Genomic DNA, 24,386 nt, shown 5'->3' with positions numbered 1-24,386 from the left:
CATTAATTAAGGGTAATCAAAAAATAACACTGGAGTATGTAATGTTTAAAATCTCAGGAATAGCGGCCATTATTGGTTTGCTTTTACCTACTAGTCTGTTGGCACAAACGATCCAAGGCGAAGTAAAAAATGATAATGGTAAATCTATCGCTGGTGCTACGGTTAGAGTTGAAGGAACTGGCGCTGCAACGACCACTGATAAAAACGGCCGTTTTATTTTTCATGATCTAGCTTCTGGTAAAAATGAAATCCACATATCTGCGGAAGGTTTTGCTCATCTTCATCAAGACATAATATTATCAGACGATAAAACCAACCCTTTAACACTTGTATTAACACGATCTCCCATTGAAGTAATAGACATTGTTGCGACGCCTATTCATATGTCAGTAATGGAATCAGCAGCCCCCGTTAGTGTACTTGCCGGTGATGCACTACGCCGTCAACAAGCTTCAACATTAGGTGATAGTCTGGAAAAGCTGCCTGGAGTTCAAAGTAACTTTCATGGCAATGTTGCTAGTACCCCTATTATTCGTGGCTTAAGTGGTCCACGCGTAATGATTGCACAAAATGGCTTAGATGCCAGCGATGTGTCAAGAGTTGGTCCCGATCACTCAGTTGCTTCAGAAGCTTCTACTGCACAACAAATTGAAGTACTGCGCGGCCCAGCAACCTTATTTTATGGCAGCGGAGCCGTTGGCGGTGTAATCAACGTTGTTGATGGACGCGTACCTACTGACTCAACTACTCGAGGTGAGTGGTTACTTGAAAATAATTCTGCTGATGATCGTAAATTAGCCTCTTTTAACCTAACAACTGGGACAGATTCATTTGGTTTTTATGCTGATGGGTATTGGCGTGAGTCAAATGATTATGAAGTTCCTGTTGAGGCCGAATTAGAAACTGAAGAAGAGCATGCTGAACATGATCATGATCATGACAGCGGTGATTTTACTGTTGAAAACAGCGCTGAAAAATCAAATGGTTTCACCTTAGGTACAAGCTATTTGTTTGATCAAGGCTATGTTGGTGTTGCTGTAGAGCAATTTAACCGTGAGTACGGTGTTCCTGGACACTCACATGGCGATGAAAGTGAAAATGTTTATGCTGATTTAGAGCAAACTCGCGTTCAATTATTAGGTGAGTTTAATATTGACAATGACTGGGTCAAACAAGTTAAATTTGCCAGTGGCTTTACTGACTATGAACATGCCGAAATAGAAGCGGGTCAAATAGGCACAATCTTTGAAAATCAAACTCAAGAAGTAAAAGTTGATATTATTCAAAGCCCTTTCTACGACTGGAATGGTGGTATCAGCTTCCATTTTAAAGACAGTGATGTATCAGCCGAAGGAGAAGAAGCTTTTACTCCGCCTTCAGAAGCACAAACTATTGCACTCGCTTTAATGCAAGAAAAGCACTTTGGTGACGTATTACTGCAGTTTGGTGCTCGTATTGAACATGTAAAAATAACCGCTGATAACGTACTGCTTCCTAGTTTAGACGCTCATTCGCATGATGAATCAGAAGAGGAAGACGCTCATGACCATGATCACGATGATGAAACAACAAGCAGCACACAAGTATTTGCAGTAGAGCATAAATTCACTCCGGTAAGCTTATCGGCTGGCTTAGTATGGGCATTTACACCAGGTTATAACTTAGGCCTTTCGATTTCACGTTCAGAACGTGCTCCTTCGGCTTCAGAGTTATTGTCATTTGGTCCTCATATTGGTACAGGATCGTATGAAATAGGGTCGTTATTTGCACTTAATGAAGATAATACTTCCCTTGGCTTATCAAATGAAGTGATCGACCTTGAAACGGCTAACAATATTGATTTAACGTTCAGAAAAACACAGGGGAACGTTGCCTTTGTGTTAAATGCTTTCTACAACCAAATAGACAATTACTATTATCAAACCTTTACTGGCCTTTATGCTGAAAGTGGTCATGACCATGGTGACGATGGACACGATCATGATGAGGAAGAGACTGAACTACCTGTTTACCTATTTCAAACAGATGACGTAGTACTTCATGGTTTCGAAGCACAAGTAGCTTGGCAAGTAAATGATACGTTCAAAGCGACAGCATTTTCAGATTATGTTCGCGCTAAGGTAAAAGACGGTGATGATTTACCACGTACACCACCGCTCAGATTTGGTACTCAATTCGAGTATCAAAATGAACAAATCAGTGCACATCTTGATATAACTCGCTATCAGGACCAAAACAACACGTCTATCAATGAAACTTCAACCGATGGTTATACCTTAGTAGATGCCAGTGTTTCTTACGATTTAGAAGTATTGAATCATGATATTGCGCTGTACTTGAAAGGCACCAACCTAACAGACACAGAAGCTAGGGTGCACACTTCATTTATTAAAGATATTGCACCTCGCCCGGGCCGTAGCTTTGCTATCGGTATCAGAGGTTACTTCTAGTTTAAAAACATATAACACTTACTTAATTAAGGAAAATACATTATGAAGAAATCATTTCAACTTAACCTAGTTGCGGCCTCTTTAGCCGCAATATTTCTCAGTGGTTGTGGCGATGCAGAAACGAAGATTGTTGAGAAAGATCCAATAGAAGTACCTGATGATAACGATGACCATGACCATGATCATGACGATGATGGTGATGACCATGATCACGGTGACGAATATACAATTGAATCATTGGGACGACTAGCGGTGTTATCTGCCGAAAGTAATACAACAACCTTATATGATTTAGACGACGGTGCTCTACTCGATACATTTTCATTAATTTATGATGGTAATGCTATAACGGCTTCTGCGGGTTACCGTTTTGCCGTAATTGCCAGCAGAAATAACGATTATGTTGGCTTTATTGATAGTGGCTTATGGCGTGAAGATCACGTTGAGCATTTACACGATTACCAACAAGCACCGGTAATGAGTGATTATCAATTAAACGGTAGTAGCCCAACCCACATCATCAAAAGCGATGATGAAATGATTATATTTAATGACGGTGATGCCGATGCAGGTGTATCAGCCTCTGTAGAAGTGTTAAAAGATACTGATATTAGCGGTGAAACAAGTGAACTTCCGCATATTGATTACAGTATCAATATGCACGGTGTAGCATTGGCTCATGATGAATATTTATTAAGTACTGTTCGTCGTGACGATACTGAGACTACGTCTGCAGGTACATTACCTGATCAGGTAGCTGTTTATCATTTACATGGCAATGAATATGAACAAGAACAAATTTTAGATATTACTTGTCCTGACTTACATGGCGCATCACAAAACGATGATTACATTGCTTTTGGTTGTACCGACGGAGTTTTAGTTGCTCATGAACATGATGGTGAATTTGAAGCTGTAAAAATTGCCAATATTGAATCAGTAGGTAGCTCTCGTATAGGTAGTATCTACGGTCATGAAGAAAGTGACTCATTGATTGGTGTTGCTGGTGGTTCGCTATTCGCCATTAATCCTGAAGTTAACACGATGGAAAAACTTGAATGGCAACTTGCTGAGGGTGTTAGTGCAGTTTCTTATGCTTTTTCACATGAAGCAGAATACTTTTTAGTGTTAGATAGCGCAGGCTACCTTAACATTCTAAATTCACATTCACATGATGGCGAAGCACATTGGGAGTTGGTAACTAGTATAGATATTTCTGAAGAAGATATTTCTACTATGCCTGAAGATATGTCATTTAGTATGACTGCCGCTCAAAATGGTGATCATGTATACGTGGCCGACCCTATTGCAAAACATATCCTTCAAATAGACTTAGCAACAATGACTATTGAAGACGATATTGAAATAGGTTTTTCTGCGAGTGCTATAACTTGGTTAGGTATTGCTGAAGAAGCACACGATCATTAATCACTAAGTATTATCCACCATACTAAGTTAAGTAGAGGCACTGACAATGATGGCGTCTCTACTTTTTATTTAAATCTTACCTACATGAAATCAATAACAAGCGATAACCTCTCTGTTATTCTCACCATTTTTTATCAAAACACATAATCAGTAAGTTAACTCAAACATCAGAAATTTATCAAAAAGCACCATTCTGTTGAAAAAAAATAAAGGTGTTCTCTGTCATTACTGTTACAGTGTTTAAATTCTCTAATATTAGCCAAACGCAGATCATGATATTATAGAAATAGAACAAGGTTCGACAACACTTAACGCGATAAATGAAATTAGTTTGAGATAAAAAAATGAATAAAGTTGACGAAATTATCGTACATGCAGAGCAGTATTGTAAAAAACACGGCACCCGTTTAACACCGAAAAGAAAACAAGTATTATTTTCTCTTATTCAATCGGAAAAAGCGCTTTCTGCCTATGATTTAATTGATTTATTTGAGAAAGATTTTGGTGAAAAAATACCTGCGATGTCGGTATACCGCATTTTAGAATTTCTTGAAAAAGAACACTTAGTACATAAGTTAAGTTTAGCGAATAAATATATCGCCTGCGCGCATATCACCTGTGATCACGCCCATGGTGTACCGCAGTTCTTAATTTGTGGTACGTGTAATGACGTTAAAGAAATTACTATCAACAAATCGACCATTGATGAACTTAAACAGAATATTGAGAATGCAGGTTTTCAACTCGTTAGCCCGCAACTAGAAATGAACTGTATTTGTAATAGCTGCTCTGAAAAATAGCTTAGTTATTGTAAGAGCCATTACTACTCCACGGGACTTAGCAAGAAGTTAAAAGCAATGCAAAATTAACACATTAAGCTTTGGTGTTAATAAAGTTGTTCAGGCCGTCTTCAAACCAGTAGTCAAATTCTTGTTGATGATTAGGGTAAACTTCAAAAAGTAGTTGTTCAATATCATCTTCAGATAACACTGTACAAGGGTCTTCCATTTCCTTTGTTAGTATTGCCCTGAGAACTTGCCTGCCACTTTCATTACTCATCAAAAAATAGAACAAAGCTTTACTTTGCTGATAAAGTTCGTGTGTTTTAACGCCATGCCAATCAGTTTTAGAAAACAATATGGTCGATATCTGCTCGGGGTATTGCCGATGTTTCAACCATGTAAAATCAAATAACTGAATATCACCATTTTCGGATATTGCTTGGTAGTACTCTGCCATGCCTTCATTAATAAAACGTAAGGTGTAGCCAAAATATGCATAATTAAGTGCATGTATGGCTTCGTGAACACCGACTTTAATTCCTTGCTCATAATTTTTCACGTCAATTAGAGAGACGTTATGATAGGAAATGTACATTCCCTGAGTTCCTTCAGGTTCACGTCTATATTTTCTGGCTAAATCTTCATAATCTGCTCGGGTACTGCTAAAGAGCATAGTTAACAACACTGTTTGATTCAATTCAGTATTAAGTGATCTTTCAATATGCTGAAAAGCTGTATTCAACTTCTTTTTTAGTTCAAGGGTAAAGCTATCAGATTTAGTGTTGAGATTAGTATTAAGCTGAAAGTATTGATTTGTTAATACTAGCTTCTCTGGTCTTTTACATTGAACGTTTGGTGGTTCAACGGAGCTTGGTCGATTTATTTGAAAAGAATCAATGTCTTGATGAGGTTGATTAACATCAGGCATGTGCAACTGAGCAGCACTTTTTACTTGTTGTTTTTTTGAAAGATTAAGTGCCTTAGTAGTATTGTCGTCATTAATATTCGGTAGAAGTGTATTTACGACTAAATCAATATAACGCTCACCGACAGTGAATGTCAGCATGATAATAATTACAGCAATCAATAAATAATAAATTTTTTTAGTCATTATGTTTCTAGTACACAAACAATAATTATTTGTTTTAGTGAAAGGGGATTACGATAAAACACATACGGTTCATCATTCCCCATACACATAAATCAAGGCTAACGCTTAGGCCAAATGGTGTTGCAACAATAACAATATTAAGGTCACAGAGCCAATATACTAGCAATGCTTAATTAAATAATTATTTTAATCAATAAAATCAAGTGTTAGCAGTAACCGGCGCTCACCGTTTGGTACAGCAGGAGAACGATGAACCAAACCAAATCCTTGGGTTTCATCCCAATTTTCGCCTTTTAGTAGCGCAACATCACCTTGCTTAAGATGATTAATATTGTTCAGATCAGGAAAAAGCCCAGACTCTTCATCTGATTTTCCTTCATTCCCAGCGCCTAGTTTTGTACGATCAATCAAAGCATGTTCAAGCCATTCGCTTGCAATACCTTGATAAGTTGTCACTAAGCGACAAGGTATACGATCTACATGAAAACGTGGACACATTGCCTTATCTAATAATGTTAACCGTAACCCTGCATACTTAAGGTCAAACAAACAACAAAACATATCAACGAGTAAAGCGATATCTTTACTCAGAGTTACGGCTGCATTATCGCTACCTAAAGCGTTGCATAGCAGGTCAAAGGCATCATCAGGTGATACTGTTAATCTTGTCGATTTCACTGTGTTTTCTTTAATAAATATCGCCGCTGCTGTCGCTAACTCTGGCGATAATTCACGCTTCCAAATAGCAATATTTATGTCTTCTTGGTATATCTTAGAAAGCACTTGGGGATTAAATTCTGCTACTGAGCCCTTTGCTTTTAAGCTGATGGTTGCTGAGCTCGGTGTGATTGTGTTAACTACCTGTTTCTCATTATTGTCATTAAGCGCATCAGGGGTCAATTCAGTCGTGGTAGCGGCTATCGCATTCATTATGCTTCCTCCCACTCTGGGAAAGGGTCATGCAAGGTTAACCAGTAATCTTTCCCCTCAATAGTTCTTCTTCTGATAACAAACAGCTATCTAGTGCTGTAATCATTGCTGCTTCATCTAAATTTTGACCAATAAAAACAAGCTCTTGGCGCATATCACCAAAAGGTTCAATCCACTTTTCTTTAATTGCATCTAAAGATTCTTCATCTGTAGGCCAGTTTTCTCTGGGAATTGCCCGCCAAAACATACCCGCAAAACCGTATCGTGCAATGCCCCCAGCTTGACTCCATTGTCCACAAAATTGAGGACGCGTTGCCAACCAAAAGTAGCCTTTTGAACGAATAAGCTTGCCAAATTGTTCGGTGTTATGAAGGAATTGATAGAATTTTTCAGGATGAAATGGAGAGCGGGCGACGTAATTAAAGCTAGCAATACCATACTCTTCTGTTTCTGGTATATGTTCGCCACGCATCTCTTTAAGCCAGCCAGGTGCTTGCTGCGCCAATTCAAAGTCAAACAAACCTGTATTCAAAATATCATTTATATCAACTTTGCCTGAGGATATCGGGATTATTTTGGCGCGAGTATTAAGCGCTTTAATTGTAGCGATAAGCTGATTGAGAGCTGAACTATCGACCAAATCTGTTTTACTAATAAGTATGACATCAGCAAATTCAACTTGATCAACAAGTAAATCAGCAACACTACGCTCATCTTCCTCGCCAAGAGACTCTTCAGTGTCTTGCAGATATGTTGCTTGGTCGTAATCTTTTAAGAAATTAACAGCATCAACAACGGTTACCATCGTATCTAAAGTGGCTACATCTGATAATGACACGCCATCTTCATCTGCAAATGTAAACGTTTCAGCGACAGGTAATGGCTCAGATATTCCTGTCGATTCAATAACAAGGTAATCAAAATTGCCACTTTTTGCTAATTTATTTACTTCTAGCAATAAATCCTCTCTTAATGTGCAACAAATACAGCCATTGCTCATTTCAACGAGTTTTTCATTACTACGATTAAGTGACACTTCATTCTTAATGGTAGCAGCGTCAATATTTATTTCGCTCATGTCATTAACAATAACAGCGACTTTCTTCCCTTCTCTATTATTAAGAATATGGCTTAATACGGTTGTTTTCCCTGCGCCAAGAAAACCCGAAAGTACCGTAACGGGGAGTTTATATTCAATCATATGTAATTTATCTCAGATTCACCTACTAATTTTACGATATGTTACAACGTATCATTATGTTTTTCTAGTATACCTACAACAATTATTTGTTTAACTATCCGAAGAAAAATGTTTTCTAACCTAAATTCATACCGACATACATATTTAGAAACAATTAGGCAGGTCTTAATCTACAAACAATGAAATTTATTTAATGCTCCAAAGGTCTTTTCAGTAACAATATTTTATAACCCTTCTACTTAACCTTATAGGCATTTTTTATAATGATAAATTTTAAACCCTTTCTAATTAGCTTGTTAATTTCACTAAGCTTTATCTCGGAAGCCGCACTAGCAAAAGATTTAGACACCGATGTAAAAATACAACCCAAAGTAATTTTCTTTGATGTTAATGAAACATTATTAGATCTTGGTAATGTCGGTAAATCAGTGTCTAAAGCCTTGGGCGGACGAGATGAGCTTGTTCCTTACTGGTTTACCACAATGCTACACTATTCTTTGGTGGGTAATATGATTGGTGAATACAATAGCTTTGGTGAAATTGGCATCGCATCACTAGAAATGATTGCTAATCAAAAAAATATACCACTAACGAAAGAAGAAGCGCGTAAGGCAGTACTTACCCCTTTTAGAGATCTAGCCCCTCACCCTGATGTAGTTGAAGGCTTAAAAAGATTACGTGCAATGGGTTATACCATGATTACATTAACCAACTCATCTGATGCTGGTATTGCCGCTCAACTAAAAAATGCCAAGCTAGCAGAGTATTTTGACGGTTCATTAACAGTACAAAATTTAGAAACCTTTAAACCTGACTTAAAAGTTTATCAATGGGCGCAAGAGCAAATGAATGTTGCTCCTGAAGATGCCATGTTAATTGCTGCTCATGCATGGGATATAGCGGGTGCAGAAAAAGCAGGATGGCGCACAGGTTTTATTCTTCGCCCAGGTAAAGCGCTTTATCCGCTAGCAGGAAAGCCAGACCTTACAGGTAAAGATTTACTGGAAATAGTTGACCAATTAGAAGCGAATGCGGCAACTAAGTAATAGTAAATATTCATTCTGTAGATATTTATTGTTTGGTATTAATGTATTCAAACACTAAGCATAAAATATAAGACATAAAAAAGCGGTCAATATCAATTGAACCGCTTTTTTATTTAACTAAATCCGGGTGAAAATCACCGATACTTTAACTCTTGATCAGGTTATCAAGTTCCTTTCTTGCTAAGTACTTGTCCATGGTTGAGCGCAATAACTTGTATAGTAAAATTGAACCGTCAATTTCTTCTTTACGGTTCGTTAAACTTTCAATATTTAAACCGAGTGGTAAATCATACGGGACTAACGCATCTAATATTTGCTGTAAGCTATTACAACAAATGCGAATAGACTCATATAAAGGTTTTTCTGCATTAAGTATACGCAAGCTGGTTGCTTCAGGAACACGCACACCTAACCAGTCAATAAACTCTAATGTTTTTTTACTACCACAAGGTGAAAAGGTTAAAATAATACGTTGTGGTTTTAAGCCTTGCTGTTGGCATTCGATAGCATAGCGAGTCAACATATCAATAGTAGCTTGAGGGTCATAAATTGCTTGTGATATAAAGAAATTACAGCCTTGTTGATGCTTTTCAATTAAGCGTTGGTGTTCATTACCTTTTTTAGCATGGCGCTCAGCAATTGTTATCCCGCCAATAAAAAAATTATTCTGATTTTCTACCAGCGTTTGGTAAGCTTCACCAAGTGGTAAGCTAATTTTATTATTCTTTGATGGGCTACCCACCAGCACGACATCACGAACACCAAACTTTTCCCATGCTTCATCAGCCCAAGTATTAAATGCTGCAGTATCTGACTGCACTACACTTTTGTATGTAATAACCGGACGTTTTGATTTTTTGTTTAATAATGACGAATATAAACGTGGATCATGTGTACTTTTAAACGGAAAAGGACGAGGAACATTCGTTCTTGAATCTTCATCTTGAATGTCATAAATAATTAACCCGTCAAAATCTATATCACTGACACGATCAAGTAATTTAGTCGCAATATCTTCTACTTGCTCAATAGGAGTGTCACTTTTTGGCGGTGTAGTGCCAATAAAGTAAACACCACGGGAATTATCGTTATACCTAATTCTTAATTCTGATTCATTTTCTAGCATAATTATTTCGCAAGTTATGAGTGAAAGCCGATTTTGATGATGAAGGCTTATTAATGAACAGCAGTATATCAGTAAACTTTATATTTTTAAATAGACGTTTAGCCGTCTAGAAGATAAAAAGGCTAATCGCATCTTTTTAGGTTTATTTCGCTAGTATGGGTAATTACATATGGAGAAACAGGTAAAGAAATAGGATTTTTAAATTTAGGATTAATAAGTTAGATAAAAAATTTTAGTTAACCTCATATATGATTTACTTCCATATATGAGGTTAAATCAGGATTACCTTTAAAACAGGTAAGAGGCGGTTAATCGAATATCTCGTCCTGCTTCTTTAATCCCGACGATACTTTCGTAGCCTTCAATATGTCCATAATCAGCAACACTCCCATGACTTCGGTAAGATTCGTCAAGCAAGTTTTGTACAGCTAAATCGAATGTTAAATTTTCTATAGGTGAATATTTAACATAAGCATCAACTACTGTGTAACTAGGCTTATCAATTGTTTCAAGCTCGGTAAGCCAACCTAACTCAATAGAGCGATGGAACACTTCAATGTTATTTAAGCTGGCAACATAGTTGATGTTAAAGCCCATTTCTAACTCATCAGTCATTTCATAGTTAACATTTACGTTTAATGAATCGCCAACTGCATTACCTAAACCACCATATTCATATGCCGCTAAATCAACACCGTCTAAAATAACTGTGCTAAATCCTGACGCATCATTGGCATCAGGCCAAACAAATGGGGCATTATTCAACTCGACGTTATTACTGTTGTAGCTAACGATCACGTCAAAATTATTAGCTTGATAACCAACAACTAACTCAAAGCCAGTCGACTCTAGATCACCAATATTTTCATAAAAAACACCTTCACTACCTTTAAATTTATCAAAAACAACATCGCTAATTTCACTGATATACGCTGAAGCTTCAAAAATAAAAGTACCATCATTGTATTCTAAACCAAGTTCTTGGTTGGCAACGTTTTCAGGCTCTAAGTTATTGTTATGGGTTAATTCTCCTACCGTAAACGCATCGGCAACTTGTCTGCCACGTAATGCTTCAGCATAGCTAGCTGATAGTTTTAAGTTGTCGGTTAAACTATAAACCACACCAAAGTTGCTGCTAAAACCGTCTTGTTTTTTAGTTGAGAAAGTTTCGTTTATCGTTACTGGTTCACCACTCGTATCAATTTCAACAATCCAATTACCATCAACTTTTATCCAATTAGCTGACTGGCCAACATGGTCTAGTTCATAGGAATCATGACGTATACCAAAGCTAACAAGAAAATCATCATTAAATTGCCAATGATCTTGCACATATAAACCGGTAACAGTCCCTTCTTCATCATAAATACCACCAAAGTCTTCATAAGATTGCGCATGTACTTTGTCAACTTTGCGTTCAACACCATAAGTTAATGAGTGCTCGCCTAAATCACTAGTATTGCGAATGTCAAAACCTGTGGTTTCTATTGAGGCATCCCAGGTGTACAACTCACGTTTAAAAGAGGAGTCAGTTTGATATAGCGTAGTTTCTAGATTAATTAAATCACTTAGATACCAAGTATGATTGAGGACAATCGTTTCACGCTCACCCCAAGATTCATATAACGGATCATCTGCTAGCGGCGCCCAGTTAGTTTGCTTGCCGAATTTACCTTCTTCTTTGCGACTTTCATAACTAACAGTAAGCTTTTGATTTTCGGTTAAGTCAGTATTTACTTTTACAAAAGCGAGTGTTTGATCAGCAGCAGTGCCAGGAATTTCTTCGCCGTCACCATCTTCCATATTATCTCGGCTAACATTAACAAAAGACGCTAAAATACCAACCTTTTCCGTCGCTTTACCGTATAAAGAAATACTTTCTTTATGGCCGCTATTTGAGAAATAGCTAGCCTTAACAATACCACCAAACTGCTCACTTTCACTCAGTAAGTTATCAGCACTTTTGGTTTTAAAACGAATAGCACCGCCAACAGCTCCTGTGCCTGCTGTTGCTTCACCCGCGCCAGCTTGCACTTCAACACTTTGTAATAATTCAGGTTCAATTGATACTCGACCAATATGATGAAATAGCGTACTTGTTTGTGGGGCACCATCAACGGTTACATTGACCATTGAGTCTTCTAAACCACGCACATAAACTTTTTGTGCGACACCTAAAGAGCCACCAACAGTCACAGAAGGAGTTTGACGAAATATGTCTGCTAAATCATTTGCCTGATATTTCTCAAGTTGCTCTGGCGTTATTTTTGTGTTGGTAGTAGCACCAACAACAACAATTTTTTCAATCGCTTTTACTTCCGCGACATTCTCTTGTGCATTAGCATATACGTTAGTATTCACAAAAGCTGCGGCAACACCTACACTTACAAGTGCCTTACGAAACACGTTTTTTTGCTTGGATATAAATGACATGATAAATTCTCAGTTGCTTTATTAATGAGAATTATTACCATTTGGCTTGATTATTAATACAACTTTTACATTTGTTACATTTACGTAATAGGAATCATTATCGTTACAATAAGACCACCTACACGATGATTGTCAGCAAAGATATCTGCCCTAACACTATTTAAAAAACGTTTCGCTAATGCCAACCCAAGGCCAAAACTGTCACTGCCATCTTCACGTGAATTATCTACTTGAAAAAAAGGCCTGAATATTTTATCTAAATATTGCATTGGCACTCCTGGTCCTTGATCAGTAACTTCAATACAATAATGGCTATTGTGTTGGCTTAGTGTTACTTGTACTTTTTTACCTATAGGTGTGTAACGCAACGCATTACGAATAATATTCTCTAACGCCGGACAAAGTGCTTGGTGACTACTATTACTAATAACCGCATTGTTAGGTGTTTCAAGTATTAATTCTCGGTCAGAAAATTCAAATTTAGCATCATCAATAACAACATCTAGTAAATCCACTAAATCTACCGCTTCACGCTGAATAATAGGTTTTTCATTATCTAGCCAAGCAAGTGTTAACGCGTCTTCTACTAATTTACGGATATAGGTAGACTCTCTCGATATTCGTTCGAGATGTTGATGACTATTGTCAATTTCAAAGTTATTTACTGCAATATCTAAGCGAGTTAATGGTGTACGTAATTCATGTGACAGATCTGAGATAAGTTGTCGTTGATTAGCAATTAATTCGCCAATTCGGCTAGCCATTTGATCAAAAGTAGACGCTAAATGAGCAAGTTCGTCATTTCTGCTACCAAGTAACTTTCTCACTCTAACATCAAAGTTTCCTTTACTAAACGCCGAGGTCGCTTTGTCTAATTGATGTAATGGCGTGATAATGTGTCGATATAACCATGTTGAAAGTAAAACTAATACCGCCAATGGTAAAATTATTTGTAAAACGATTCGAGTAGTTAGCCAGTAAGCGCCAGGTCTCATTCGCTCTGGTAATTCAATTAAAAAACTGGCGTTACTATCTGAAAACTGCAACTCCATTGTTGGATTACGTTCAAAATATAGATGTATTTTCCAATCAACATTACGTCCAAAATGCTGACCTGTTATTAAATCCTCTTTAAGTTGCTCACCGGCAATATGCTCAACATCAAAGCTCGCTACAGCCACCCATGTATTTTCTTTTTTGTGTAAGGTATCTAACCATTGATTTAGGCTCTTCTGGTCACCTAATGAATAAAGGCGTTCAGCTTCGGTTCCCCACGCTTTTAATTGAACACGGTCTTTTTCAGCAATAAAGCTCATTCCTTCTTCAGCTTTAGAGGTTAACACGCTTAAAATATAAAAAAAGGCAACAAGTCCTGTAGCAATAATTAAACATGATTTCCAAAGGTACTGTCTATTCATTTAAAGCAATATCCTTTGCCATGCACTGTTTGTAAGCGTTCACCTAACCAATTAGCTTCATTAAGTTTCCTGCGTACTCGGCTTAAATGCATATCTAAACTGCGGTCATATACTCCTAGCTTTTTATTTAATACCGCTTGATATAAATCAGCTTTACTAATAATTTGATTCTGCTGTGATATTAACTCCCACAGCAACTTAAATTGTATGGTAGTGAACTCTACCTCTTCACCTTTTACCTTGATGAACTGCTTAGCAGCATTGAGTGTTAAGCCATCAATAGTTATTTCAGTAGCTTTATTTGGCGATATTTTTGGCTGACTTCGCCTAAGCAAACCTTCTATTCTTAATAACAACTCTTGGCTATTAAATGGTTTAGCGACATAGTCATCTGCACCGTGAATTAAACCCAGAATTCGCTCTTCTTCAGCGCCTTTCGCAGAAATCATAATCACCGGTTGTTGACTCGTTTCTCTTAATGTTTTTAATAAAGAAACACCGTCTAATTGAGGTAACATTTTATCAAGTAAAATAAGCTGATGCTGTTGTGTTTGAGCCAATTTCAACCCTGAAACACCATCAAAACATTGCTCGACGATATAGCCTGTTTTAGTGAGTAAGTCGGCGAGGTAATTATTTAGAATACTGTCGTCTTCAATTAACAAGACTTTTATTTTTGACACAATATAGATCCGGCACAACAATGAATGATAATTATTAACATTTGTAACACTAATATTAATGTCTGTAAAAGTAAAATTGGATAAAAGAGCGGAAGTAAGCTTAAATCTTACTTCCGTAAGAGATATTACTTAACGGCTTCTTGGCTTGGCACATAAATTAGGCTGCCATCTTCCATTTGATATGTTTCTCCCGCTTTGGTGCCTTGTCCTTCACCAATTTCGCCATTAGACTCATAACGAGTAAGCTTTTCCCCCTGCTTAACTGTCACTTTCATATCCGCTTTACCCGGGTTTTCAATCACCACAACGTCGTTATTAGAGAAAGGACTTAAAGGGTTAACGGCAATCACTGTCAGTAAAATACCTATAATTACCAGAAACAAATCAACTAAATTAACAACGGATAGAATAGGGTCGTCTGCTTCATCGCTATCAAGAAAGCGCATGTTCGTGCTCCTTCAGCTCGCGTGTGCGCTCCCATCCACGTAGCTCTTCTAATAAAAATCGACGCTTCACCGTGAGTACCGCAAAGGTAATACTCGCCGCAATTAAAGATAATATAACGGCAGAAAACGCAACAACCATGTTACTTGATACTTCACTCACTTGCCCTTCACCTAACGCCAATAAAGCCGGACCAATAGAGATCATGGTGGCGACTAGTCCTAACATCGGTGAGGTTCGAGTAACAATACGTAAATTTTCTAAGCGTTTTAATATCCATAGCTCTAAATCATCACTTGTACACTCGATAAGTGTATAGCTAAAGCTTGCTAATTCTGATGCATAGGTTTGACGCTTACGTTGCCAAAATTCCATAATAAAGCCACCTAATGCAAGTAATGAGTAGGCTAATGAAATTAATATTAATGACATGATTGGAAATAAGAAAAAACGTGTTAAATCGTATAATACACTTTCAAATTCGCTCATTTTTTTGATCCTATAAGTTTAATTCTATTTTGATTTATTCGTTGTTGACGTATTACACCAACAATAATCAACCCCAACATTACTAAGGCGATTAATAGACGAATAACATTTGATGAGGTTTGTATTGGTTGCTCGGTAACTTGCTGCAACGTTTGACCGACAACGGTTGTACTACCACCACTTTCACCGGCATTAAGTCCATATCCACCGACTAATTCAGATAAGAATTCCGCCGTTTTAATAGCAACCTGGTGTTGTGGATTCTGTTCAAGCAACTGTTCATATCGAATTGCTAGTGCTGCTTTTGCTTGCTCACTTGCTTGCCAATAATCTTTACGAATAGCCTCCGCCATACGTTCAATAATTTGCATTTGTGCTACGGGTTGTTGCTCATCAAACCATTCATTCAGCCCTAGCTCATATTTATCTTCCACATATACTTGGCTAATAGCTTCCCACTGATCATGACGAATCACATCTGGTGCTGTTGCTTGCCACCCAAAGATATTATTCACTGTATCTAAGATTTCTAACGCGCCAGCATAACCTTCTCCTTGCATTGCCGTTATCCAATTAGGGTTAAGGTATCGTCCGCGCATTTCTTCACTAATAAAATCAGCAGCACTAACAACACGCCCTGTTGATTGGCGTAAATCGCTTACATATAACTCAGGTGATTTTCCGTTGATTGACCTAACCGCTGCTGCCATTCCTCCAAGAAATTCAAAGGGATGATCGGTTGATAACATGCCGTGCAGGTTGCTTGACCGTGACATTATTGCAGCATCAACCCCTTTAAGTTGTTGCCCAAATAAATTGATATCTTGGCTAGCAGTAATTCCCCAGCCATCACGTCCATAGCCATACTGTAATCGAGCAAGATATTGCTCTGCTAAGGCACCATCACCTTCCCATGACGTAGAATCTAGCGCTAAACTAGTTACACCTGTGCCATAGTCGCCAGGTTGATTACTAAAAATTCTAAGCTCAGCTAGCGCTTTAGCCTTTATTTGCGGAATGCCTTTGGTCATTAACTCTGTCTGAGTAGCTTGTGCATTTCGTGCGATGATATTGCCATCATCGAGTGCAGCTAGGCGTGCAATAGCATCTGCTAGTAACCCCATAAAGCCATCAAACTGATCACGATAAACACTGGTTACCTGAATAACGACATCAATACGAGAATAAGGAAGCTTCTCCTGCGGAATAATATCAAAATGACTAACCCTGCCATTACGTCCCCATACAGGTTGTAACCCTAACGCACGTAATACTTGCCCTTCAACCACGCCCATATGACGTTGTGCTTCACTAGACCATAATGAAAATGCGAGCTTATCTGGGTATTCTTGATGCTCAGCGTTATAGCTTTCTACCAACTGGGTAAACATTTTTTCACTGGCTTTATATGCCGAAGACGTTGGTATTTTAAGTGGATCAAAACCATAAAGGTTCGTTCCATTGGTTGTTTCCGGTATACGAACGGGATCGCCTCCTAAACCTGCAGCGATAAACTCACCATTAAGCGCCTGCAATAAGGCAAGCATTTCATGATTATCTAAAAGATGCTTATAATTAATCTGCGCGGTTTTCAATATTGCTATAAGTGATTCATTATCTTCAGGTAATACATGTTCAATAACTGCTGTTTTTAATAACTTCATCGCACGACTTTGTGTAATCTTATCAATACCAGTCGCTAAGAATTCCTCAGCATCTTCGCCAGCAGCAACCAAGTAATCAGGTCCTAACTGCTGTAAAACTGTTAATAATAAATGTTCAGATTCTGCACTTCGCCCAAAAGTATGTAACCCCAATGGAGTGACAGTTGCGGCTAAAGCATGTAAATGATCATGTAATGCTTGATAAAAATTATCAAAGTTCGCCTGTATTTGCTCATCATTAAAACCAAGCTCTATATCCAACGACATGCTTTTTGCTTGTGTTAGCAATTTACCTTGTACTTCATTTTTTACTTGGCCTTCAGACAACAACTCATATTCATGCACTAACCCATGAATATCTAATAACTCCTTATATAAACCAGATGGAGCAAATGACGGTGTTTGGTGACTAATTGTTGTTGCTCGGCCACGACGTCTTGCTTGTAGCGCTTCAGTGACGTTATCCTGAATATAAGGATAAATGACAGGTATATTAGCCAAAGTCAAAAATGGATAATCGTTAGCACTAAGCCCTCTTGCTTTACCTGGGGTCCATTCTTGTGTGCCATGAGTTCCAAAATGAATTAAAGCATCCGTTTGGCGTAACTGTAAGGCAAGGTAAGCGGCTAAATAATAATGATCAGGAGGGACTTTGGTGTCATGGGTGTCAGCTCCTATTTTTCCTGAACGAGGTGGTTGTGGCATAACCAATAAATTTCCCCAACTTGCGGCAGGTATTATAAAAGCGGAGATATCATTAACAGTTCGTAAGGCCGAGTGCGAATTAGGATCACCCCACTTGGCTGTTACCTCTTGTTGAATAGGTTGAGGTAAACGCTTAAACCAAGCTAAATAGTCATCAATAGACACACTAATAGCCATGCCTTTTTGCCATAGATCGAGTAATTTTTCTGGGTGATACAAACCACTAAGTAGCAACTTACCTTGGTTAATAATGTCATCTTTTGTTTTAGTTTCAACTTGATAACCTGCGGCAAGCAAGTTATTGATCACGAAAGATAAGCTTGTTGGTATATTAAGATTTGAGGCAGATATATTCTCTTCGCCTGATGGAGTATTCCAAAACATTAAGGCGATCTTTTTATCTTTGTTAGCTAATGTTTGCAAACGGGTTAAAGCCTTTAACTTACCAAGTAGCAAAGGCACTTGTTCATTAATAAGTTTGGCTTCACCATTTTCAATTGCTGCGATAACTAATGGATCTGTCATACCCCAACTTTCAGGCACAGCCATAAGCGTTGCTGTAGTATTAGCAGAAAGTCCTTCTGGCGACGAGAGCCACTCTTCTTTACTACCATTACGATAAGTAAATGCTTGTAACACAGGCACGTTTAACTGTAAAAACTCTGCTTTACGTGCTTCGCCATTTTGCATATGAGTCATATTAACCATAGCACTGGGTTTAGTATGCTGCCAAAAAGTACTTAGTCCGTTAGCATCAGTACTGTCAAACCACATAAATACAGGCGTTAATCCGGCCTTTTTTGTACGTATATACAAATCATCTAAAAGTGTTGTTTGCATATCACGAATTAAACTATTAGAAATAACAAAACCAATGAGTGGTGCATTTTTTAATGACATATCACTTGCTAAAAACTCAGCTAAACTGCCAAATACCGCGTTTGGTGTATATACACCTTGCTTTGTTAATTGCAAAGGCTCAGGTAAAATAATTTGGCTTTCACCTGTAGCTAACTTTTCAACGGCCGAAAACAAATACTGATAATTTTGTGTCGTCCCATTAGCATAATAACCAATAAAACTACGTGCAAAATTAGCAGGTAGCAGTCCAAACCTAGGTCTACCTCCACCTACTTGAATCCAAGGAACGGTAAGGCCAGCCGTTCCCTCTGACAATACCGCTTCCACTGCGTCTCTATCTGATGGCCTAGGGCCATCTAAAATAACTAACGAAGCATTATTGATGATTTTGTTAGGTAATCTGCCTGCATTTTGTGCATTCACATACTCAACTTTAATGCTATAATCTTTGCCAATAAGCGCTAATTGAGTAAATTTATCAGCTGCTACAAAGTCAGATGCTATCACCAGTACTGTTTTTAAAGAGCCCGCTGAAGCACTAGCTAATACAGTATTAGCAGTTACAAATAACAATAATGTTAACAGTATACGCATCATTAAAAGCTCACCTGCGTACCTAAATAAAGTGTTCTTCCTTGTTCAACAAACTCAAATTCACTTGATTCATCAAGCAGATACACATCTGTTATATTTTCAATACTAGCGCTAACTGACCATTGTGAATTAATACGATAGTTAGTGCTAATGTGTAATAACTGATAGCTAGGTAATTTGCTCTCATCAAGGTATTGCTCGCCAATATGTTCTATACGTAATTGCGTATCCATATTTTCTAAAGGATGCCAAACCACTTCAGCGTAACCTGATGTTCTTGGTTTATTTTCTAAGGCTTTATCTTCAGTATCATTACGTGCATCTAGATAACTCAAGTTAGTTGAAACACTAAATGCTTTAGAAATTTGCCAAAATGCGCTCATTTCTGTTCCTGATAAGGTAGCACTTTCAACATTGCGATAATTACGTATTGCACCACGCCCATCACAACCAGAGATACAAAAAGTTTCGATAAGATCTTCAGCTTCAGTTTCGAAAAAAGTCGTCGTGATATGCCAATCTTGATTACCATATCGTGCCGATAATTCATAAGACTTATTTGTTTCAGGTTGTAAGTCAGGATTACCAACAATATAAAATAAACCGCCTGCTGCAGAGGTTTCATATTCACTGGAAAGTTGCTTTAAGCTCGGCGCTTTAAAACCCTCACCATAGCCTCCTTTAAGAACCCAATTACCTTGGCTCCAGACCAAGTAAACACGAGGACTTGACTCCCAACCATACATATCATGGTGATCTAACCGGCCACCTAACAACAATGACAAATCATTATTAATTGCCCAATCATCCTGAATAAATGTCGACTGCTGTATAGATTGGCTCTCACCACGATCGTTCACTACCGTGTCTTGAAGATTCTGACGTAACCATTGTCCGCCAAATTGCACATGATGCATGCCTAATACAGTGCCTAATTTAAAATCAACTATGTCTTCGGTAATATCGCTTGGCGAGGTTGAAGTAATATCGTTAGTCCTGGTATTTTCACGGTCAACTTGAGTACGATAAGCACGCACTGTTGAGTCACCCCACGACCAATAACCTTGATGTTGCAGAGATAACTGCAAACGGTCAATATCATCTTTAAAGGTATAATAGGTACTTCCCGAGATGGTGTCACGCCAGCGATAATCATTAACGACAGCAACCGAGGTATCTAAAACTTGATTCTCTGCAGCAGCCCACGTCATACGTAATCGAAGGTTTTTGGTTTTCTGCCCTTCTATATCAGACTGGTTAGGATCATCACGGCTAGGCACATCAGCTTGATATTCACTTACTGCTGACACTCTTACGGTCAAATCGTCCGTTACTGAGCCTGAGGTAGATGCATTCATACTATAACTTTCTGCCTCTTCATCAGATAGTTGTTGCCCTCCATTTATCGCTAAATAACTACGCCATTCTTTAGTGACTTTTTTAGTAATAACATTGATGACGCCACCTAACGCATCCGATCCATACAAAGCTGAAATTGGGCCACGAACAATTTCGATTCTTTCAATATCATTTACCGGTATTGAACTAAGCTCAAAATTAGAATGAGCTATTAAATCCGTTGAACCACCAACGCGCTGACCATCAATTAAAACTAAGGTTTGATCTGAATCCATCCCTCTAATTTCAATACCTTTGCGACCAAAACCTACTGCGCTAAGATTTATGCCTGTTTGTCCACGGATAGCATCAGACAAATCCATTACGACTCGTCGATTCAAATCAGCCTGATTAATAACGCTAACGCTTGCTGGCGCTTCACTAAGTAACTTTTCTGATGAGCTAGTGGTCACAACAATTTGTTCAATATCTTGTTTGATACTTGATGCGTGAGCTGACAGAGGAATAGCGCTTAAATAGAGTAAAGTTGGAATAAATTTTTTCATTTGTGTTACTGCTACATAGTAATTTGACCAACAAATGTCGGTGCAATTAGGTTAAAAGAAGACGAATTTATAAACTTAAAAGTAAAATACGTTGAAAAATCCCGAAAACAATAATTGATATGTTACAACATATCAATATATTTGTTAAAGATAAATAAAAGTTAACAAAGTGAATATCCTACAAATTTACGATTAAGAACTATTCTATTTAGCGCCTTAAATAGCTAAGACCACAATTATCAATCTTTATCATCAATTTTTACTTAGCTTGCTAAGTAAGTTGAACGCTGTATAATACTTAGCAAGCTAAGCATTATGGAAATTGTGAGAATTATTATGTCAAAGCCACTACCTAATAAACAAAATGTTAATAACCCAAGCCTAGGTTGGTTGCTAAGTAGAGTAACTCGTCTATGGCGCGGCGTTATATCTCAAGCAGTGAACCCCATGGAAATGACAGAAGCGAGATGGTCAGCGATGATGAATCTTAAAATGTTAGGAGAAGGGACTTCACAGCATATGTTAGCTACCGAATTAGGTATAGAAATGCCTTCTTTAACCCGTACGGTTAACCAACTCGTTAATTTAAACTTAGTCGAACGACGTCCTCATCCAAGCGATGGTAGATGCCATTGTTTATGGTTTACCCCCGCAGGCAGTGAATGCATAGAAATGTTAACCGGCAGTGTAAACATGGTTCGCGCAGAGCTTACTAAAGGAATATCTAACGATGAACTCAACGCACTATTTAAGGTACTTCGAAAACTAGAACAAAACGCTTCTATTATGCTTAACAAATATCATGAAGGTGAGAAATAGCCATGGCTCCAGATCAAATATTTAAACGTTGGGTGCATGTTGCGCTTGTCGTCTTTGCTATTTCCTTTGTCTATTTTTTATATGCCGATTTATGGATGCCGGTTAGTACACAATCTAGAGTATTGCACCCTGTGGCAAATATTTCAGCCAAAGTGAATGGCCAAGTAAATGAGGTCTACATCAACAATAATCAAAGCATACAACAAGGCCAACTACTGTTTAGTTTAGATAAAGAACCTTATAAAATTGTTGTTGATAAAGCAAAATTAGCCTTAGAAAGTGTTGCCCAAACTAACCATCAATTAGACGCTGCGATTATCGCTGCACAAGCGATGGTAAAAGTATCAGAAGCCAATGTTGACGAGCTCAAAATTGAAGTTGAGCGAGTAGAACGTTTAATTAAATCAAATATGGTTTCTCGTCAATTGTATGATAAAACTATGTCTAATTATCAGTCGGCACTGGCCCAAGTAGAAGCATCGAAAGCCGACGTATTAAAACTTAAAACTCAAAGAGGGGACGCTGGCAGTGACAACTTACTATTACGTCAAGCCAGAAATAACTTACAAAACGCTGAGCTACAATTAAGCTATACAGACGTACGTTCAGAAGTGTCAGGACGCATAACCAATTTACAATTACAGCCAGGAAAGTACGCTCAGGCTGGTACCCCTGTTGCAGCGATAGTGCTAAAACAAGGTGACATCGTCGCTGATTTTCGAGAAAAATCATTAAGTAACGTAAAGATAGGTAATAAAGCGTCAATCATCTTTGACGCTTTTCCTGGCCAAGTATTTGATGGAAAAATAATCGCCATTGATGCAGGAATAAAAGACGGCCAACTAAATGCTGACGGCTCGCTTGCTGATCCCGTTAATTCAGATCGTTGGGTGCGTGATGCACAGTATATGCGTACTCATATAACCATCACTGATAAGCCAGCCTTACTCGATATGATGCCATCTGGTGCCAGAGCCACGGTACAATTACACCCTGGCGAAGGACTAACGCATTGGTTAGGTAACGTGCAAGCTTATATCATCAGCATTATTCATTACGTCTACTAGCTGCAACATCATGAAGCGTATCCTAATGAAACCCTTATCTGGCTCAAGTAATATACTGAAACTTTCCCATAGAGCACTTACTGGCAACGAAATACAACAATGTTTACGGGTCGCTTTTGGTGCGACTTTAGGTTTCACTATTAGTAAATTGATGGACTGGAATTACGGCACCTTTTTTACTGTGTATCCGATGTTGTTATTGGGTTTAGTACCTGTACTCAATGCGCATATTATTCGTCAGTTTTTAGCCAATATGGCCGTAGCGAGTGTATTTATACTGCTAGTACATGGAATGCTTGGTGATCAACCGATTCCGATGACTATTGCTGTCTTTTTAATGTTCGCTTTTATGTTTCGATGTATGTCTCAAGGCCCCTACTTTTTATTTGGAGCCCTAGGCATCGTCAGTTTATCTGTGCAATTACACTTTGTTAGTTACAGTAACGTGTCAGCAAATGATCTCGTTATGTCAAACGCTACCGCCTGCATTACTACCGTGTTTTTAGCAATTTTAATGCACTCAATATTTCCTGATGTAGAAGCAAGAGGTAAACCACCCATAGCGAATAAACCTAAAAGTAATGGTCGTCACGAAGTTATTTTGGCCACAAGTGTCGCGACCTTGTCTTTTGTTGTTTTTCAGGTGCTCGATTTACAGGACTCGCTATCCGCACAAGTGTCCTCAGTATTAATTTTATTTCCTCTCAACTGGTACGGTGCTGGTCGTGCGGCACTAAACCGAGCAATTGGTACACTAGTAGGATGTAATGTTGGATTAGCTTGGCAACTGATCTTACTTCAACATTCTGGCATATTATGGTTTGTTAGCATCGCTCTGTGGATTAGTATCATGCTATTTGCGCGCTACCACGCACTTGAAGGAGGCGGCTCCGGCGCAGGCTTTGGCGCAATGACAACCATGGGGATTCTATTTGGTCAATATTTAACGCCTCAGCAAGACTTAGTGTACAACAGCCTTTATCGTTTTACGTCGGTATCTGTTTCTGTCGGGGTAACATTATTAGTAGTCTATTTAATGCATAGATTACTAAATAAATTTGTCAGTACTCGATTTTTGATAGATCATAAATGATTAAAATGACTGGCTAAAATATTGAAGAGCAAAAACCACTAACGGCTTTAATTAATAGTGCTTAACCTTACCTAAAACGCTATTTCTTATACAAAAAAACTTAAATTAATCGATCGAAATAAATTAATTTAAGTTTAA

General features: G+C 38.1%; 17 protein-coding genes and 1 pseudogene. 7 read left to right on the top strand and 11 right to left on the bottom strand.

What is annotated here, in order from left to right:
* Positions 1-41 precede the first annotated feature (41 nt).
* The 3 genes from KO509_RS02450 (at position 42) to KO509_RS02440 (ending at position 4,678) form a co-directional block, all read left to right on the top strand.
* The gene (locus KO509_RS02450) at positions 42-2,450 is read left to right on the top strand and encodes a TonB-dependent receptor (RefSeq protein WP_215971701.1); all 2,409 of its coding nucleotides are present in this window, start codon (positions 42-44) and stop codon (positions 2,448-2,450) included.
* A 42-nt stretch (positions 2,451-2,492) separates the two neighbouring features.
* Positions 2,493-3,878, top strand: coding sequence for a 5-methyltetrahydrofolate--homocysteine methyltransferase (locus KO509_RS02445; protein WP_215971700.1), 1,386 nt, complete (start codon positions 2,493-2,495; stop codon positions 3,876-3,878).
* Between the two features lie 344 nt (positions 3,879-4,222).
* Positions 4,223-4,678, top strand: a complete 456-nt coding sequence (locus tag KO509_RS02440; RefSeq protein ID WP_215971699.1) for a Fur family transcriptional regulator — start codon at positions 4,223-4,225, stop codon at positions 4,676-4,678.
* A gap of 73 nt (positions 4,679-4,751) precedes the next feature.
* Here the strand turns inward: KO509_RS02440 and KO509_RS02435 are convergent, their stop codons facing one another.
* From KO509_RS02435 to zigA, 3 genes and pseudogenes are all read right to left on the bottom strand, one after another.
* A complete protein-coding gene (locus tag KO509_RS02435; protein ID WP_215971698.1) occupies positions 4,752-5,771 on the bottom strand; it encodes a hypothetical protein in 1,020 nt (339 codons plus the stop codon).
* Between the two features lie 186 nt (positions 5,772-5,957).
* Positions 5,958-6,701, bottom strand: coding sequence for a DUF1826 domain-containing protein (locus tag KO509_RS02430; protein ID WP_215971697.1), 744 nt, complete (start codon positions 6,699-6,701; stop codon positions 5,958-5,960).
* A pseudogene (gene zigA / locus KO509_RS02425) lies at positions 6,701-7,902 on the bottom strand (zinc metallochaperone GTPase ZigA). The gene KO509_RS02430 and the pseudogene zigA overlap by 1 nt, the downstream one beginning before the upstream one ends.
* Positions 7,903-8,165: 263 nt before the next feature.
* On the opposite strand from zigA, the gene KO509_RS02420 reads away from it, so the two are divergent.
* Positions 8,166-8,948: a haloacid dehalogenase type II gene (locus tag KO509_RS02420; RefSeq protein WP_215971696.1), complete on the top strand. Its 783-nt coding sequence runs from the start codon at positions 8,166-8,168 to the stop codon at positions 8,946-8,948.
* A gap of 145 nt (positions 8,949-9,093) precedes the next feature.
* Here the strand turns inward: KO509_RS02420 and KO509_RS02415 are convergent, their stop codons facing one another.
* The 8 genes from KO509_RS02415 to KO509_RS02380 form a co-directional block, all read right to left on the bottom strand.
* Positions 9,094-10,074 carry a hypothetical protein gene (locus KO509_RS02415; protein WP_215971695.1) on the bottom strand — a complete coding sequence of 327 codons (981 nt, stop codon included), beginning with the start codon at positions 10,072-10,074 and terminating at the stop codon, positions 9,094-9,096.
* Positions 10,075-10,362: 288 nt separating this feature from the next.
* Complete coding sequence (locus KO509_RS02410) at positions 10,363-12,507, bottom strand: TonB-dependent receptor (RefSeq protein WP_215971694.1); 2,145 nt, start codon at positions 12,505-12,507, stop codon at positions 10,363-10,365.
* Positions 12,508-12,587: 80 nt separating this feature from the next.
* Positions 12,588-13,925, bottom strand: coding sequence for a histidine kinase sensor domain-containing protein (locus tag KO509_RS02405; RefSeq protein WP_215971693.1), 1,338 nt, complete (start codon positions 13,923-13,925; stop codon positions 12,588-12,590).
* Positions 13,922-14,608 (bottom strand): response regulator transcription factor, encoded by a 687-nt coding sequence (locus KO509_RS02400; RefSeq protein WP_215971692.1) that lies wholly within the window; start codon positions 14,606-14,608, stop codon positions 13,922-13,924. Before KO509_RS02400 ends, KO509_RS02405 begins: the two co-directional genes overlap by 4 nt.
* Positions 14,609-14,733: 125 nt before the next feature.
* Positions 14,734-15,054, bottom strand: coding sequence for a DUF2149 domain-containing protein (locus KO509_RS02395; protein WP_215971691.1), 321 nt, complete (start codon positions 15,052-15,054; stop codon positions 14,734-14,736).
* Positions 15,041-15,541 (bottom strand): MotA/TolQ/ExbB proton channel family protein, encoded by a 501-nt coding sequence (locus KO509_RS02390; protein ID WP_215971690.1) that lies wholly within the window; start codon positions 15,539-15,541, stop codon positions 15,041-15,043. The genes KO509_RS02395 and KO509_RS02390 overlap by 14 nt, the downstream gene beginning before the upstream one ends.
* Entirely contained in the window at positions 15,538-19,368 is a 3,831-nt protein-coding gene (gene cobN / locus KO509_RS02385) for a cobaltochelatase subunit CobN (RefSeq protein ID WP_215971689.1), read from the bottom strand. Before cobN ends, KO509_RS02390 begins: the two co-directional genes overlap by 4 nt.
* The gene (locus KO509_RS02380; protein ID WP_215971688.1) at positions 19,368-21,269 is read right to left on the bottom strand and encodes a TonB-dependent receptor; all 1,902 of its coding nucleotides are present in this window, start codon (positions 21,267-21,269) and stop codon (positions 19,368-19,370) included. Before KO509_RS02380 ends, cobN begins: the two co-directional genes overlap by 1 nt.
* A gap of 336 nt (positions 21,270-21,605) precedes the next feature.
* Between KO509_RS02380 and KO509_RS02375 the strand changes: the two genes are divergently transcribed.
* The 3 genes from KO509_RS02375 to KO509_RS02365 are packed head-to-tail and all read left to right on the top strand — an operon-like array spanning position 21,606 to position 24,248.
* Positions 21,606-22,088 (top strand): MarR family transcriptional regulator, encoded by a 483-nt coding sequence (locus KO509_RS02375; protein WP_159822332.1) that lies wholly within the window; start codon positions 21,606-21,608, stop codon positions 22,086-22,088.
* A gap of 2 nt (positions 22,089-22,090) precedes the next feature.
* Positions 22,091-23,155: an HlyD family secretion protein gene (locus KO509_RS02370; RefSeq protein ID WP_215971687.1), complete on the top strand. Its 1,065-nt coding sequence runs from the start codon at positions 22,091-22,093 to the stop codon at positions 23,153-23,155.
* A gap of 25 nt (positions 23,156-23,180) precedes the next feature.
* Positions 23,181-24,248, top strand: a complete 1,068-nt coding sequence (locus KO509_RS02365) for a DUF2955 domain-containing protein (RefSeq protein WP_252727342.1) — start codon at positions 23,181-23,183, stop codon at positions 24,246-24,248.
* Positions 24,249-24,386: the final 138 nt, after the last annotated feature.

Origin of the sequence: Colwellia sp. C2M11 (genome assembly GCF_018860915.1) — a bacterium.
GTDB lineage: Bacteria > Pseudomonadota > Gammaproteobacteria > Enterobacterales > Alteromonadaceae > Colwellia.
Note: the sequence above shows the minus strand (reverse complement) of the source record. Positions and strands in the feature narration are given on the sequence as shown.